16 protein-coding genes are annotated in these 14,741 nt (G+C 75.6%); 7 read left to right on the plus strand and 9 right to left on the minus strand.

All coding sequences use genetic code 11. From position 1 onward, the window contains the following. Positions 1–91 precede the first annotated feature (91 nt). The 5 genes from AC4MBH_RS17405 (at position 92) to AC4MBH_RS17425 (ending at position 4,792) form a co-directional block, all read left to right on the plus strand. Positions 92–1,237: a uroporphyrinogen-III synthase gene (locus tag AC4MBH_RS17405; RefSeq protein ID WP_491796400.1), complete on the plus strand. Its 1,146-nt coding sequence runs from the start codon at positions 92–94 to the stop codon at positions 1,235–1,237. Continuing rightward, positions 1,234–1,881 carry a sirohydrochlorin chelatase gene (locus tag AC4MBH_RS17410; protein ID WP_491796402.1) on the plus strand — a complete coding sequence of 216 codons (648 nt, stop codon included), beginning with the start codon at positions 1,234–1,236 and terminating at the stop codon, positions 1,879–1,881. Before AC4MBH_RS17405 ends, AC4MBH_RS17410 begins: the two co-directional genes overlap by 4 nt. Positions 1,882–2,039: 158 nt before the next feature. Continuing rightward, on the plus strand, positions 2,040–2,546 hold the full coding sequence (locus tag AC4MBH_RS17415; protein ID WP_491796404.1) for a SigE family RNA polymerase sigma factor: 507 nt from the start codon (positions 2,040–2,042) through the stop codon (positions 2,544–2,546). Further along, positions 2,539–3,345: a hypothetical protein gene (locus AC4MBH_RS17420; RefSeq protein ID WP_491796406.1), complete on the plus strand. Its 807-nt coding sequence runs from the start codon at positions 2,539–2,541 to the stop codon at positions 3,343–3,345. Before AC4MBH_RS17415 ends, AC4MBH_RS17420 begins: the two co-directional genes overlap by 8 nt. 67 nt (positions 3,346–3,412) lie before the next feature. Then, entirely contained in the window at positions 3,413–4,792 is a 1,380-nt protein-coding gene (locus AC4MBH_RS17425) for a hypothetical protein (RefSeq protein WP_491796407.1), read from the plus strand. A gap of 4 nt (positions 4,793–4,796) precedes the next feature. Here the strand turns inward: AC4MBH_RS17425 and AC4MBH_RS17430 are convergent, their stop codons facing one another. Genes AC4MBH_RS17430 through AC4MBH_RS17450 form a run of 5 tightly spaced genes read right to left on the minus strand, consistent with a single transcriptional unit; the run spans position 4,797 to position 9,446 of the window. Beyond that, positions 4,797–6,284, minus strand: a complete 1,488-nt coding sequence (locus tag AC4MBH_RS17430) for a sodium/solute symporter (RefSeq protein WP_491796408.1) — start codon at positions 6,282–6,284, stop codon at positions 4,797–4,799. A 15-nt stretch (positions 6,285–6,299) separates the two neighbouring features. Further along, on the minus strand, positions 6,300–6,686 hold the full coding sequence (locus AC4MBH_RS17435) for a hypothetical protein (protein WP_491796409.1): 387 nt from the start codon (positions 6,684–6,686) through the stop codon (positions 6,300–6,302). Next, positions 6,683–7,420, minus strand: a complete 738-nt coding sequence (locus AC4MBH_RS17440) for a LytR/AlgR family response regulator transcription factor (RefSeq protein WP_491796411.1) — start codon at positions 7,418–7,420, stop codon at positions 6,683–6,685. Before AC4MBH_RS17440 ends, AC4MBH_RS17435 begins: the two co-directional genes overlap by 4 nt. After that, positions 7,417–8,532: a histidine kinase gene (locus AC4MBH_RS17445; RefSeq protein WP_491796413.1), complete on the minus strand. Its 1,116-nt coding sequence runs from the start codon at positions 8,530–8,532 to the stop codon at positions 7,417–7,419. Before AC4MBH_RS17445 ends, AC4MBH_RS17440 begins: the two co-directional genes overlap by 4 nt. 5 nt (positions 8,533–8,537) lie before the next feature. Continuing rightward, positions 8,538–9,446 (minus strand): class I SAM-dependent methyltransferase, encoded by a 909-nt coding sequence (locus AC4MBH_RS17450; protein ID WP_491796415.1) that lies wholly within the window; start codon positions 9,444–9,446, stop codon positions 8,538–8,540. Positions 9,447–9,532: 86 nt separating this feature from the next. Here AC4MBH_RS17450 and AC4MBH_RS17455 point away from each other — a divergent pair, with 86 nt between their 5' ends. Beyond that, the gene (locus AC4MBH_RS17455; protein WP_491796416.1) at positions 9,533–10,264 is read left to right on the plus strand and encodes a Fic family protein; all 732 of its coding nucleotides are present in this window, start codon (positions 9,533–9,535) and stop codon (positions 10,262–10,264) included. 581 nt (positions 10,265–10,845) lie between these two features. On the opposite strand, the gene AC4MBH_RS17460 is transcribed toward AC4MBH_RS17455, so the two are convergent. The 4 genes from AC4MBH_RS17460 to AC4MBH_RS17475 form a co-directional block, all read right to left on the minus strand. Then, positions 10,846–11,202 carry a hypothetical protein gene (locus AC4MBH_RS17460; RefSeq protein WP_491796418.1) on the minus strand — a complete coding sequence of 119 codons (357 nt, stop codon included), beginning with the start codon at positions 11,200–11,202 and terminating at the stop codon, positions 10,846–10,848. A 17-nt stretch (positions 11,203–11,219) separates the two neighbouring features. Continuing rightward, a complete protein-coding gene (locus tag AC4MBH_RS17465; RefSeq protein ID WP_491796420.1) occupies positions 11,220–12,584 on the minus strand; it encodes a PGAP1-like alpha/beta domain-containing protein in 1,365 nt (454 codons plus the stop codon). Positions 12,585–12,586: 2 nt separating this feature from the next. After that, positions 12,587–13,102, minus strand: coding sequence for a hypothetical protein (locus tag AC4MBH_RS17470; protein WP_491796421.1), 516 nt, complete (start codon positions 13,100–13,102; stop codon positions 12,587–12,589). Positions 13,103–13,202: 100 nt separating this feature from the next. Then, complete coding sequence (locus AC4MBH_RS17475; protein ID WP_491796423.1) at positions 13,203–13,586, minus strand: MerR family transcriptional regulator; 384 nt, start codon at positions 13,584–13,586, stop codon at positions 13,203–13,205. Between the two features lie 69 nt (positions 13,587–13,655). Between AC4MBH_RS17475 and AC4MBH_RS17480 the strand changes: the two genes are divergently transcribed. Next, the gene (locus AC4MBH_RS17480) at positions 13,656–14,741 is read left to right on the plus strand and encodes an alkene reductase (RefSeq protein WP_491796425.1); all 1,086 of its coding nucleotides are present in this window, start codon (positions 13,656–13,658) and stop codon (positions 14,739–14,741) included.

Genomic DNA, 14,741 nt, shown 5'->3' on the forward strand with positions numbered 1-14,741 from the left:
GCGGCTGTAACTCACCGTCCGGTGCACTTCCCCGCCCGAACACGGGCGGGGAAGTCGGTCGAACGGTGAGTTACTCGCGCGTGGGCCCCCGATGACCTCCACCCCGACCCCCACCCCCGCCGCGGCCGCCGACCTGCCCCTGGCCGGCTACCGGATCGGCGTCACCGCCGCCCGCAAGGTCGACGAGCAGGTGGGCCTGCTCGAGCGCCGCGGCGCGACCGTCGTCCGGGCGCCGGCGCTGTCGGCGCACCCCAACCACGTCGACGCCGACGAGCTGCGCGCCGCGACCGCGGAGGTGCTGAGCCGACCGGTCGACCTGTTCCTGGCCACGACCGGGATCGGCATGAAGACCTGGTTCGCCGCGGCCGAGGCCGACGGCACCCTCGACGCCCTCCTGGCCCACCTGGGGCAGACCGAGATCCTCGCCCGCGGCCCCAAGAGCGTCGGCGCGCTGCGCCGGCGCGGGCTGCGCGAGCTGTGGGCGCCGGAGTCGGAGGAGTTCGACGACGTCCTGGAGCACCTGCGCGGCCGCGACCTCGGCGGCAAGCGGATCGTCGTCCAGGAGCATGGGCAGTCGCTGTCGATGGTGGCCCACGCCCTGCGCCGCCGCGGGGCCGACGTGCTCACCGTCACCGTCTACCGGGTCGAGAGCGCCGAGGACCCCGAGCCGATGTTCCACCTCATCGACGAGGTCGCCGACCGCACCGTGCACGCCGTCACCTTCACCAGCGCCCCGGCCGTCGCCGCGCTGATGGAGGCCGCCGCCTCGACCGGGCGCCGCGAGGACGTCGTCACCGCCTTCCAGGCCGACGTCGTCGCCTCCTGCGTCGGACCGGTGACCGCGGCGGCGTTCGAGATGTGGGGCGTGCCGTCGATCTTCCCGGAGCGCTCGCGGCTCGCGGCCATGGTCAAGCAGCTCGAGACCGAGCTGCCCTCGCGCTCCGCCGGCCTCCAGCTCGAGGTCGCGGGGCGCACGCTGCTGCTGCACGGCGACGTCCTGCTCGTCGACGGTGTCGAGGTGCGGCTGTCGCCGGCCCCGCTGGCCGTGCTGCAGGCGCTGGTCGTCAACCCCGGCCACGTCGTCTCCCGCCGTGACCTGCTCGCCGCGCTGCCGTCGGGCACCGCCGGCAGCGAGCACGCCGTCGAGATGGCGGTGGCGCGGCTGCGCGCCGCCGTCGGCACCCGGATGGTGCAGACCGTGGTCAAGCGCGGCTACCGGCTGGCGGTCGGCGCATGAACCTCGTGACGGTCGCCCACGGCACCCGCAACGTCGACGGCAACGCGGTGGCGCGCGAGATCACCGCGGCCGCCGGGGCCCGGCTCGGCGTACCTGCCCTGGCGTCGTACGTCGAGCTCTCCGAGCCGCTCCTGGCCGACGTGATGGCCGCCGCCGACGCGGCGACCGTGGTGGTGCCGCTGCTGCTCTCGACCGGGTTCCACGTGCGCAGCGACCTGCCCGAGGCCGTCGCGACCGCCTCGGTGCCGGTGCGCCTCGGCGGGCCCCTGGGTCCCGACCCGCTGCTGGCCGCGGCCCAGGTCGCGCGTCTCCGCGAGGCCGGGGCCACGCCGGGGCAGCGGGTGGTGCTGGTGGCCGCCGGCTCCACCGACGAGGCCGCCACCGGCGACCAGGCGGGCGCGGCCGCGCTCCTGGCCCAGGCCTGGGACGGGCCGGTCGACCTGGCCACCCTGTCGGGTCGCGGGTCGCGCCCGGCAGAGGTGGTGCGTCCCGGCGACGCGGTCTCGCCGTACCTGCTCTCGCCCGGCTTCTTCCACGACCGCGTCCGCCAGGAGTCACCCCCCGACGCCGTGGTCGCCGACGTGATCGGCGTGCACGGGCTGGTCGTCGACCTCGTCGTGCAGCGCTACCGGCAGCTGGCCTGACCTCCCGGGAAACCGGACACGCCGGCCGTCAACACCGGGACGCGCTGCTGCGTTGGTCCAGGGTGACTATCGTCTGGGACTCCGCACGCACCGCGAGGGGAGGACCCGACCGTGTCCCGACCCCGGTCGCCGTCGCCGTGGCCGCCGAGGAGCGTTCCGTGGTGACCCACCTGCTCGACTTCGAGGAGTTCGCTGCGGCCGAGACCCCGCGGCTGCTGCGCGTCGCCTACGGCCTCACCGGCAACCCCCACGACGCCTGGGACCTGGTGCAGGAGACGCTGGTGCGTCTCGGCGTCCGGTGGCACCGCCTGCGGTCCCAGAACCCCGGCGGCTACGCCCAGACGGTGCTGGTGCGGCTCAACATCGACCGCTACCGACGGCTCAAGCGCGAGACTCCCGTCGAGTCCACCCGCGACGCGGCCGACCGGCCCGTCGAGATGCTCGCGTCGCTCGACCCGGTGCTGGTGCAGGCCCTGGCGTCGCTCTCGCCCCAGCAGCGCGCCGCGGTCGTGCTGCGCACCATCGAGGACCTCGACCACGCCGCGATCGCCGACCTGCTCGGCTGCACGCCGGCGACGGCCCGGACCCACCTGATGCGGGGCCTGGCCCGGCTCCGCGACGAGCTCACCCGGGCCGACGGGGGGAGCGTGATCGACCGTGGCTGACGAGCGCGAACCCACCCAGCGCGAGATGGACGACGTCCTCGAGCGCGTCCGGTCCGGCGTGTCCGGCATCCACCCGCGGGCGGACGCGCTGACCGTCGTGCGCCACCAGGTCGGCCGCCGCCGCCGGCGCCGCCGCGTCCTCGGCACGGTCGCCGGCGTGGCTGCCGCCGCCGTCCTCGTCCCGGCCGCCGTGGTCGGCGGCCTGCAGCTCGGCGACGACCCCGTGGCCACCCCGGCCGGCCCGCCGTCGCCCACGGAGGGCGCCGACGGCACCCGCCCCGGAGCGTTCTTCGCCGACCTCCTCGGCGGTCGCGCGCTCGGGCAGGAGATCCAGTACCGCGACGCACCGGGCGAGCGCTACCACGCCCGGTTCCTGTGGTGGCCCGAGGTCGACAGCGAGGCGCCCGTGCTCGCCGGCGCCGCGATCGAGAGGTACGACGGCACGGCCGCCGAGGCCTGCCAGGCCCTGGTCCTCGAGACCGAGGTGGACGACCCCGCAGCGACCGCGTCGTGCAGTGCCACCTCCGACGGCGAGGTCGTGCGCGTGACCGACTCGACCGCCGGCGGCGTCGTCCTCGACCCCCTCCACCGCCTGGCTCGGCTCGAGGGGGCCGCCCCCACCGCCCCGGTCCGCGCCGCGACGGTCTTCCGCGACGACGGCTGGGCGGTGACCCTCGTGGTGTGCGCCTGCGTCGGCCGGGGTGGTGTCGACCTGCCCGAGCCGCCGCTGGGTGCCGACGAGCTCGGCGACGCCGCGGCCGACGAGGCCTGGGTCCCCGACCCCGACGGCGGCGGCTGACCGCTAGACCTGGCGACGGATCGACCGGTGGGGTCAACACCGGGGCCCCGGTCACCGTTGGCCCAGCATGAGGACCCGTCTGCTCCCCGCCCTCGTCCTGCTCCCCGCGCTGCTGACGGCGTACGACGTCACGGCGGCGCCGGCGGCGTCGGCGGACCCGGCGGCGCCGGCGGCCCCGGCCAGCTGCGCCGGCCAGCCGGCGACCCACGTCGGCACGCCGGGCGGCGTGGTGCGGGGGACCACCGGCGACGACGTCATCGTGGCCGGCGGCGCCACCGTCATCGCGCGGAGCGGCGCCGACCTGATCTGCCTCACCGGTCCGCTGCCCGACGACCCCACGGCGTACGCCGGTCCCGGTGACGACGTCGTCCACGGGGGGACGGCCGACTGGGAGGTCGACCTCGACACCGGTGCCGACCGCTTCGAGGGCGGCAGCGGGGGCGAGACGGTCCTGGCCGGGCTCGAGCCCTACGACCCCACCGCCCCCAGCTCCGACGACCCGGCCGACGTGATCCGCACCGGCGCCGGGGACGACGCGGTGTACACCACCCGCAACGAGCTGTGGGTCGACGACATCGACCTCGGGCCCGGGGACGACGCGGCGTCGGGGGCTCCCGTGATGGGCGCGGCCGGCCGGCTGGTCGGCGGGCCGGGCCGGGACAGCGTCCGCTTCCTCGACGCCCGGACCGAGCTCGCCGGTGCCGCCTGGACGGTGGTCAACGCCCCGTCCGGCGGCGAGGTCGCCGCCGACGGGGAGGTGCGGGCCACGTGGACCGGGCTGGAGGACTTCGAGATGTACGTCGACGGCCCGGTCGACTTCACGGGCAGCCGCCTCGACGAGTCGGTCGAGGCGCGGCGGTTCGCGCGCGCCGCCACGGGGGCCGGCGACGACGAGGTCTTCGTCTCCGGTGCCCGGGTCACGGGCGCGCTGGCGGGCGGTGCCGGGCGCGACGTGCTGGCGCTGGCCAGGTGCGAGGGGGAGCTCGGCCTCGACCTCGCCCGGCGGGCCGGCTCGTGCGTCACCGACGACTCGGACGACACCGACACCACCGCCTCGGTGGCGGCGTTCGAGGCCGTGCAGGTGCAGGCCCGGGAGGTGCGGCTGGTCGGCACCTCCGGACCCGACGTGTTCCGGGTCCGGGCGTGCGGCGGATCGGTCCACGGCCGTGGCGGTGCCGACCAGCTGGTGGTGCCGCTCCTGGCCTACCGCGAGGTGGTCGCCTGCTACCGCCGTCCCGGCGTGGTCGGGCTGTTCGGGCAGCGCGGCGACGACGCCCTGAGCGGCGGCACCTGGCGGGACCTGCTCCGGGGCGGGCCCGGCGCCGACCGGCTGGACGGCCGCCGCGGGGACGACGACCTGGTCGGCGGCCCCGGGCGCGACAGCGCCGACGGCGGGGGCGGTCGCGACCGGTGTGCGGTCGAGGCCGCGGTCCGCTGCGAGGCCTGACCGCTCAGGACCGGTCGAGCTCGACCGTCTCGGGCGTGTGCAGGCGCACCATGAACCGGCGCGCGTGGCCGGGAGCCGTCGTCCGCCGCGACACCAGCACCATCGCTGCGAACGCCAGCGGCACCGACCACGCCGCCGGCTGGCCGACGATCACGTCGAACCAGCCGTCGGCGTCGTCGTGGGCGAGGGTCCAGGCGACCGCCGCGACCGACCCGGTGCCACCGGCGAGCAGCCCCGCGACCGCCCCCGCCGCCGTCAGCCCGCGCCACCAGATCCCCAGCACCAGCAGCGGGCAGAACGTCGACGCCGCCACCGCAAAGGCCAGGCCCACCGCCCGCGCGACGCCGAAGTCGGGCAGCACCAGCGACGCGAGCAGCGGTACGGCGACCGCGGCCACCGTCGCGACCCGGAACGCGGCGAGGTCGCCGAGCCGGGGCAGCCGGGGTGAGGTGACGTCCTGGGTCAGCACGCCCGAGACGGCGATCGCCAGGCCCGACGACGTGGAGAGGAACGCCGCGAACGCCCCGGCGGTCACCATCCCGGTCAGCACGTCGCCCAGCAGCCCGGGCACGACCAGCCGGGGCAGCTCGAGCACCAGGCTGTCGGCGGTGGCCGGGTCGGCGCCGTACGCGCGGCCGAGGGCGGCGTAGACGGGCGGGAGGACGTAGAACGCGCCGAGCAGCGCCAGCACCGCGAGCGTCGTACGACGGGCGGCGCGGCCGTCGGGGTTGGTGTAGAAGCGCACCACCACGTGGGGCAGGCCCATGGTGCCGAGGAACGTCGCCAGCACCAGCGAGTACGTCGTGTAGAGGCCCTGCGCGCCGCCGTCGCCGAGCGGCACCGACCAGCCGCCGGAGGTGGCGGCTGGCCCTGACACGCTGTCGCCGGCCCAGACGACGAGCAGCACCGCGGCCGGGACGAGCAGGGCGCTGAGCTTGAGCCAGTACTGGAACGCCTGGACGAACGTGATGCTGCGCATGCCGCCGGAGCCGACGCTGACCAGCACGACGAGGGAGACGACGACCGGGCCGACCCAGCGCGGCGCGTCGATGGCGGCGGCGAGCGTGAGCCCGGCGCCCTCGAACTGGGGGAGCAGGTAGAGCCACCCGATCGCCACCACGAGCAGGCTGCAGACGTTGCGGACCTGCCGGGAGTCGAGGCGCGCCTCGGCGAAGTCGGGCAGGGTGTAGGCGCCGCTGCGGCGCAGGGGAGCGGCGACCAGGACGAGCAGCACGAGGTAGCCGGCCGTCCAGCCGATCGGGTACCACAGCATCTCGGCGCCAAAGGTGAGCAGCAGCCCGGCGACGCCGAGGAACGACGCCGCGCTGAGGTACTCCCCGCCGATCGCGCTCGCGTTCAGCCCGGGGCGCACCGTGCGCGAGGCGACGAAGAAGTCGCTGGTGGTGCGGGAGATCCGCAGGCCGTAGGTGCCGATCGCCAGCGTGGCCAGGGTGACGGCGACGACGGCGACGAAGCCGGGGACGGTGCTCATCTGCTCACCCGGGGGTCACCGTTCGAGCTCGCCGAGCAGCTCGGCGAAGTGCCGCTCGTTGCGCTCGGCCCGGCGCACGTAGCGCCAGCCGAGCAGCACCAGCCACGGGTAGACGAGCAGGCCGAGCACCAGCCAGGCCAGCGGCAGCCCCGCCACGCGGACGTCGTCGAGCCCGGGCGCGAGGAAGAACACCAGCGGCAGGCTGCCCACCGTGACCGTGAGCAGACCCAGGATCCGCGCCGCGAGCAGCAGCTGCTCGCGCAGCAGCGACCCCAGGTAGACCCCGCCCAGCGGCGTCTCCTCGTCGATGTCGCCGGTCCGCGACCGCGGCCGCGCCCGCGCCTGCCGGTCGGGCCCCGTCACCCGCACCCGCCGCGGTGGTTCCGGCTGGGTCGTGGTCACGAGTCCCACCGCCGCGTCAGCCGCTCGCGGAGCTCGGGGGTGTTGCGGCGGCTGGCGAGCAGCTCGGTGCCGTCGGGGCCGACGACGACCGTGCACCGGCCCGACTCCATCCGCACCTGGGAGACGTGGGCCAGTGCCACCAGCACCGAGCGGTGGATGCGCACGAAGCCGGCCTCGGCCCACTCCTCCTCCAGGGTCGACAGCGGCACCCGCACGAGGTGGCTGCCGGACGGCGTGTGCAGGCGCGCGTAGTCGCCCTGGGCCTCGACGTGGGTCACGCTCGAGCGCGGCACGAAGCGGGTGACGCCGCCGCGCTCGACGGGGATCTGCAGGTCGGGCGGGGCCGCCCCGGCGGCGTCGGCGCGGCCGCCGCCGTCGACCACCCGGCGTACGGCCTCGGCCAGGCGCTCCGCCCGCACCGGCTTGAGCACGTAGTCGACCGCGCGCAGGTCGAAGGCGTCGACCGCGTGGGCCTCGTGGGCGGTGACGAAGACGATCGGCGGCGGCTCCTTGAAGCGGCTCAGCACCTCGGCCAGCTCGAGCCCGGTGAGCCCCGGCATCTGGATGTCGAGGAAGACGCAGTCGACGTCGTCCTCGCGCAGCACCCGCAGCCCGTCGGTCGCGGAGTCGCAGGTGCGCACCGAGGCGACCCGCTCGTCGCGCGAGAGCAGCCACTCCAGCTCGTCGAGCGATGGTCGCTCGTCGTCGACGACCAGCACCCGCAGCCCGGTCATGCGCTCACCCCCGCCGCGAACTTCGGCACCCGCACCACCACCTTGGTCCCCGCGCCCGGCGCGGTCTCGACGACCAACCCGTAGTCGTCGCCGTACGTCGCCCGCAGCCGCGCGTCGACGTTGCCCAGCCCCACGGAGTCGAGGGCGGAGTCACCGGCGAGCGCGCGGCGTACCCGATCGGGGTCCTCGCCGGCGCCGTCGTCCTCCACCTCGATCACGCAGTCCTGGCCGCGGTCGCGGGCGGTGATCCGCACGTGCCCGGCGCGGTCGACGCCCTCGAGGCCGTGCCGCACGGCGTTCTCGACCAGCGGCTGGATGCACAGGAACGGGACCGCGACGCCCAGCACCTCGGGCGCGACGCTCAGGGTCACCTGCAGCCGGTCGCCGAACCTGGCCTGCTCGAGCAGCAGGTAGCGCTCGATCGAGCGCAGCTCCTCGGCGAGCGTCGTGTAGTCGCCGTGGCGGCGGAAGGAGTAGCGGGTGAAGTCGGCGAACTCGAGCAGCAGCTCGCGCGCCCGGTCGGGGTCGGTGCGCACGAAGCTGGCGATCGCGCCCAGCGAGTTGTAGACGAAGTGCGGGCTGATCTGCGCCCGCAGCGCCCGCACCTCGGCCTCGGCCAGCCGGGTGCGCGACAGCTCGAGCTCGGCGAGCGCGAGCTGCCCCGAGACCCAGGTGGCCACCTCCTCGGCGGCGCGCGCCAGCCCCGCGGTCTGGTACGGCGCGAACGCGGCGAGGGTGCCGACGATCCGGTCGTCGACGACCAGCGGCGTCACCACGGCGGTCCGCACCTCGCAGCCGGCGGTGTCGCACCCGAGGTCACCGCGGTCGAACGTGCGCGGACGGCCCCGCTCGAGGATGGCGCCCACCAGTGCGGGCACCTGCTCGGCGTGGTGCCCGCCGGCGCCGTCCCAGGCCAGGCACCCGGCGGTGTCGCTGACGGCGAGGGCCGGCGTACCGAGGAGGGCGCGGAGGTGGCCGGCCGCGCGCTCGGCGCTGTCGGCCGTGAGCCCCTCGCGCAGCGCCGGCGAGGCCAGCGACGCGCGGTGCAGCGTGCGGAAGGTCGCGCGGTCGGCCTCCGTGCCGAGGTGCGTGCGCCGCCACAACCGCGCCATCGGACTCAGCGGAAGTCGATGAGGAGCGTGCCGGTGTCCTCGGCGGCGACGCGCGGGATCGTGTCGGCGGAGTCGCGGAACGGGTCGTCGCCGGCCAGGGCGATCGGCACGGTCGGCTCGAGCACCGGCTCGGGGGCCGGCGGCACGGGCGCGGCGCGCTCGGTGACCCGGGCGCGCAGGCAGCGGGCCTCGTAGGGCAGCTGCATGCCGTCCATGCCGCGGCCGTAGTCGTCGTACAGCGCGAGGAGGTCGGCCAGCAGCCGCTCGCGGGCCGGCTCGTCGAGCAGCGCGACGTGGGAGCGGGAACGGACCAGGTCCTGGATGGAGCGGCGGTCGACGACCTGCCAGTGCTTGAAGGAGGCGTGCTCGGCGGCGTGGAACTCGCCCGACCCGGCGACGGCGGCGACGGCGTCGGTGCTGCTGTCGGTGCTGCTGTCGGTGGTGCTGTCGTGGGTGCCGATGACCCGGCCGAGCTTGCGGACCCACGGGATGCGCTCGTCGCGGACGTTCCACACCGCGGCGAGGTGGCCGCCGGGTCGGAGCACGCGGGCGATCTCGGCGTACGCGGTCTCGGGGTCGAACCAGTGCAGGCACTGCGCCGCGACCACCACGTCGACCGACCGGTCGGCCACCGGGATCTCCTCGGCGCCGGTCGCCGACGTGCGGACGCCGGGCACCCGGGCGCGCAGCACGGCGAGCATCGCCTCGTCGGGCTCGGTCGCGTGCACGTCGTGCCCCTGGGCGACCAGGCGCTGGGTCAGCTTGCCGGTGCCGGCACCGAGCTCGAGGACCGTCGCCGGGCGCTCGCCGACCAGCCACGTCACCGCCGCGTCGGGGTACGACGGGCGCCCGCGGTCGTAGGCGTCGGCCACGCCCCCGAAGGATCGGGCGTGGCGCTGGAGGTCCTCGCTCATCGCTGCCGATCGTACGGCGGTCGCGACCGCCCGGACGCCCGACGCGCTGCCCGGCGGCGTGCGGGCCCACCGGTACCGTCACCCCGGTGACTGCGGACCCCCTGGCCTGGCTGGTGACCCTCGACGGCGTCCCGTCCGCCTACGCCGCCGCCCGCGACGGCATCGACGTGGTCCTGCGCGACCGGGGCCTGCGCCGCACGTCTCCCGAGACGACGGCCGAGTCGCTGCTGCGCGGCGCCCACGCCAGCGCGGTGCTCGAGGGCTCGACGGCCACGCTGGCGCAGGTGCGCGCCGGCGAGGGCGACGGCGTCGCCGACGACAGCGTGCGGGTCTCGGCCGGGCTGCTGTCGCTGGTGCCGACCATCGGCCGGTCGCCGCTGCAGGCGCTCGCCCGCATCCACGCGCTGGCCGGCGCGAGCTCGGTCGAGGACGAGCGCCTCGGCCGCCCGCGCGACGCCGAGTCGGCGGCCCGGCTGCGTGACGTCGCCACGGTGCTCACCTCGGCCACCGAGGCGCCCGCCCTCCTCGTCGCCGCGCTCGTGCACGCCGAGCTGGTCACGGCCGCGCCGTTCCCCTCCCACAACGGGATCATGGCCCGCGCCGTCGAGCGCCTGGTGCTCGTCGCCCGCGGCGTCGACGCCAAGTCGCTGGTCGTCCCCGAGGCCAGCCACCTCGCGCTGCGGGCGGCGTACGAGTCCAACCTGCGCGGCTACGCCGAGGGCGGCGCCGCCGGCGTCCACGCCTGGGCCCTCTACGCCGCCGAGGCCTACGCCGCCGCCGCCGAGGCCAGCCCGCTCCGTCGCGACGCCGACGGGTAGGGGGGCGGTCGATCACCGCTCCCGCGCACCTCACCGGGTCTCGACTCGGGCTCGCTGGCGCTCGCCCGGCTCGACCAGCGTGGTCTCGAGACGGTCGTGACCGACCTCCTCGACCAGCGTCGGTGGGGGTCGTGACCGACTGCCTCGACCACCGTCGGTGCGGCGAACGGGCCAAGGTCTCGCCGCCAGACCACCGCGAGGCAAGACGACGCCAACCGCGAGCGCGGCAGGGTGGCGGCCGCGCGCGGCGTCGCCCGAGCGGTCCGGACCCCAGACCTCGGTGATCGGGCGACGACGCGCGAAGCCGGCCGACACCCTCGCGCCATACCAAAACGTGCAGGTGGCGCCCAGGTCGCTTGGGACCTGAGCGCCACCGCTGACACGTGAGACCGATGGCTACCAAGCGTGCAACTGTGCTTGCTGCCCCGGGATGAACCCGATGACAGGCGCCCTAAGGAAGGGTGGATCGCCGCGTGGGTACCCGGCTCACGTGCTGCTCTTGAGTTGTCCCTCTGCGTCCATGTCTACGCCGGTGTGACCCACGACACAAGCCCCCGGGGCCTTGACTTGTGGAGGGTCGGTCAGGAGAGCAGCCGCTGGGCGATCTCGCGGCCGGTGGGCGGCTGGGTGAGGCCGAGCTCGCCGGGGGTGACCGAGACGCCGTCGGGGGTGCGGCCGGTGAGGTAGAAGGTGATCCGGTCGGCGCCGGAGCCGAGCCGGGCCTCGAGGGCGCGGCGCACGGTGCGCAGCACCTCGAGGAACGTGGAGGAGTCGGCGACGTCGACGACGCCCGAGACCGCGCCGGAGGAGTGCGGCTGGTGGGTGTAGCGCAGCGTGTGGCCGGTGACGCCGGGGAGGCGTCGTACGGCCTCGGCGACGGTCGCGTCGACCTCGCGCTCGTCGGGGCGGCCGCCGAGCAGGCCCGTCAGCAGTCCCATGTGCAGCTCCGGGTGGGTCAGGGCCGGCGGGTGACCGGCACGTCGACCGCGGACGCGTTGCCCGTCGGCGTGACGAGGAACGGCGCCAGCGTGGACTGGTACTCCTGGAGGGTACGGCCGGCGTCGGTGTCGCCGGCCATGGCGTCGCGCACCGAGTTGATGTACGCCGTGTGGTCGTGGTTGGTCACCACGCCGAACAGCCCGCCGGGGCTGTCGAGGGTGACGGTGGTGACCGCGGAGTTGGGGTTGGAGCCGCTCGCGTCGACCCCGCCGAGGTCGAGCCGCGGCACCACGTCGAAGCGGTGCTGCACCTGCAGCGCCTCGACGCCGGGCGCGAGCTGCATGTGGTCGATCGGGGCGCCGTAGGTCAGCACGTTGGTGACGCCGTACTGCTGCACGAACGCCGGGTCGGAGGCGAGCATCCCGGCGATGATGCCGCCCTGGCTGTGCCCGACGAGCATCACCGGCGCGCCGGGCGGGATGCCGGCGGCGTCGAGCGCGGCGCGCACCGACTCGGCCGCGGCGGTGGGGTTGCCGGCGACCAGGTTGACGTTGCCGGAGAGGTCGCGCGGCTCGGCGCCGGCACTGGGCGACCAGGTCTCGGTGCCGGGGATCGAGACGACGTACGCCGGCCCGCTGCCGTTGTCGACCTGGGTGATCCGGACGTCGCCGCCGGCCACGTCGGGGTTGGTGCCGACCTGGTAGGCGTCGGTGACGCCCTGCATCAGGCCGGGCAGGTCGGTCGGCGGGGCCAGCGCGGGGGAGTAGGGGCCGGCCTGCGCCGGGTCGGTGGCGACGGCGGTGGGGACGCCGGCAACGCCGGTGCCCTCGCCGAACCAGTTGCTGTCCTCGCCGTCGATCACGTCGACGACGGTGCCGACGGCCGAGCCCGCGGCGGCGATCGCGCTGGCGGCGATCTCGGAGACCGAGTGGTTCTCGCGGCCGGTCAGCACGTCGCCGACCTTGCCGAGGAAGTCGCCGGCGTGACCGAGGGTGCGGGTGATGCCGTTGAACGCCGCGGAGAGCCGGCTGCCGAGGAAGTCGCCGACGCGGGCCAGGAAACCCTGCGGCTGCTGGCCGGACGGCGTCGCCCCGGAGCCCGCGCCACCGGCGGCCCCCTCGCCGGACGCGGCGTCCTGGGCCTGGGCCTCCTGCCGGATCAGCAGGGCCATCGAGGCCAGCTGGGCGACGCTGTTGTCGAGCGCGGGACGCTCGACCGAGGCCCACGAGTCGAGGGTGCGGTCGGCGTCGAGGCCGGTCCACTCGAAGGAGCGCAGTGCGCTGTCGAGGCGGGTGGCCAGGTCGGCGATCCGCTGCGAGCCCTGGTCGAGCTCGGTGCTCGCGGCGAGCCCGGCCTCGGTGTCCATCCCCAGGGTGGTCATGGTCAGGACGCCCGCCGCTCGGCCTCGTGGACCAGGACCTCGAGCGCGGAGGTGACGTCCCAGACCAGCAGGTCGGCCACCGCGCCGTCGGGCGCCGGACTGATGTCGGTGGTGCCGTCGGCCTGCGGGGTCACCGCCCACAGCTCGTCGTCGGTGGCCAGCCAGGTGCGCACGCTCACCTGCTCCTCGACGACGGTGGCCAGCGCCACGAACGCCCGGCAGTCCTCGGCGAACCCGGGCCCGGGCACGCGGTCCCGGGTCGCCGGGCGTCCCTCGGGATCGGCCTGCAGGTGCGCCATCGGCGGCAGCAGGTCGCGGACCACCGGCCACAGCCGCTCGGTGGGGAACGTGGTGGTCTCGCCGTCCTCGATCGCCACCGACTCCTGGCCGGCGAGGGCGATGTCGACGCGCCGCGTGTGGTCGTCGTACGTCGTGACGAGGCGCAGCGCGACGGCCGGCGCGTCGGGCGCGGTGGTGCCGGCCTTCTGCGCGGTGTAGCCGAGGTGGTCGAAGCTCATGCGTCGACGCTAGGAGCCCGCGGGGTCCTCGGGCAGGTGGAACGTTCCGTCCTGCCGCGACGCCGGCTGAGGTGCGGGCGCAGCGAGCCTCGAGGGCCCGTCAGGCCGAGGCCGGCAGCACCTCGCGCAACGTCTCCCGGTGGCGGCGGTTGGCCGCGATGGCCTCGTCGAGGGCGTCGCGGGTGCGGACGAGGTCGTCGATGTGCTCGGTGATGCGCTGGCGCTCGACCTCGAGCCGCGCGAGGGCGGCGTCGGAGCTCTGCTCGCTGGGCGACTCGACGCACGGCATCACCTCGGCGATGGTGCGGCTGGAGAGGCCGGCGGCGTACATCCGCTGGATGAAGGCGACCCGCTCGACCTCGGCCTCGGTGTAGTGCCGCTGGCCGGAGGTGCTGCGGCTGCTGGCGAGCAGGCCCTGCTCCTCGTAGTAGCGCAGCGACCGGACGCTGACGCCCGTCAGCCGTGCCAGCTCCCCGATGCGCATGGTGACCTGCCTCTCAGTCCTGCTCGACGACTTGACCCTCACGTCGATGTCAGGGTTAACGCTAGCACCATGACCACCCAGCGAAGCCTCTTCGAACCCACCGCCCTCGGCGACCTCGTCCTGCCCAACCGCGTCGCGATGGCGCCGATGACCCGCGTGCGCGCCGCTGCCGGCGGGCTCGCGACGCCGTCCATGGCGACGTACTACGCCCAGCGCGCGACCGCCGGCCTGCTGATCAGCGAGGGCGTCCAGCCGAGCCTCCAGGGCCAGTCCAACCCGGGCACCCCGGGACTGCACACCGACGAGCAGGTCGCCTCGTGGCGGCCGGTGACCGACGCGGTGCACACCAACGGCGGGCGGATCTACGCCCAGCTGATGCACGGCGGCCGGGTCTCGCACCCCGACACCAACGGCCTGCAGCCGGTCGGACCGTCCGCCGTCGCCGCCACCGGCGAGGTCTTCACCCCGACCGGGCTCGCCCCGGCGCCGGTGCCGCGCGCGCTCGCGCTTGACGAGGTGCCGGGCGAGGCCGCGTCGTACGCCGCCGCCGCGCGGCGCGCGGTCGACGCCGGCTTCGACGGCGTCGAGATGCACGGCGCCAACGGCTACCTGATCACCCAGTTCCTCTCCACCAGCGCCAACCTGCGCACCGACCGCTACGGCGGCTCGGTGGCCAACCGCATCCGCTTCGCCGTCGAGGCCACCGCGGGCGTGGTCGACGCGATCGGCGGGTCGCGCACCGGGATCCGGCTCTCGCCGGGGTCCGGCATCTGGGGGGCGCTGGAGACCGACGTGCGCGAGACCTACCTCGCGCTCCTCGCCGAGCTCGCCGCGCTCGACCTGGCCTACGTGCACCTCGAGGCGACGACCGAGGAGGCGCTGCTGGTCGAGCTGCGCCGCGCGTGGCCGGGCGTGCTGGTCGTCAACCCGGTCTTCCCGATGGGTCCGAAGCAGGCCGATCGCGCGGCCGCCGACCACTGGCTCGGCCTCGGCGCCGACGTGATCTCGTTCGGTCGCGCCTACATCTCCAACCCGGACCTGGTCGAGCGCCTGCGCGGCAACCTGCCGATCGCGCCCGACGACGAGGCCACCTGGTACGCCGGTGGCGACCGCGGCTACGTCGACTACCCGGCGTACCAGCACCCGGCGGCGTAG

It is taken from the genome of Nocardioides sp. WJ219 (genome assembly GCF_058559815.1).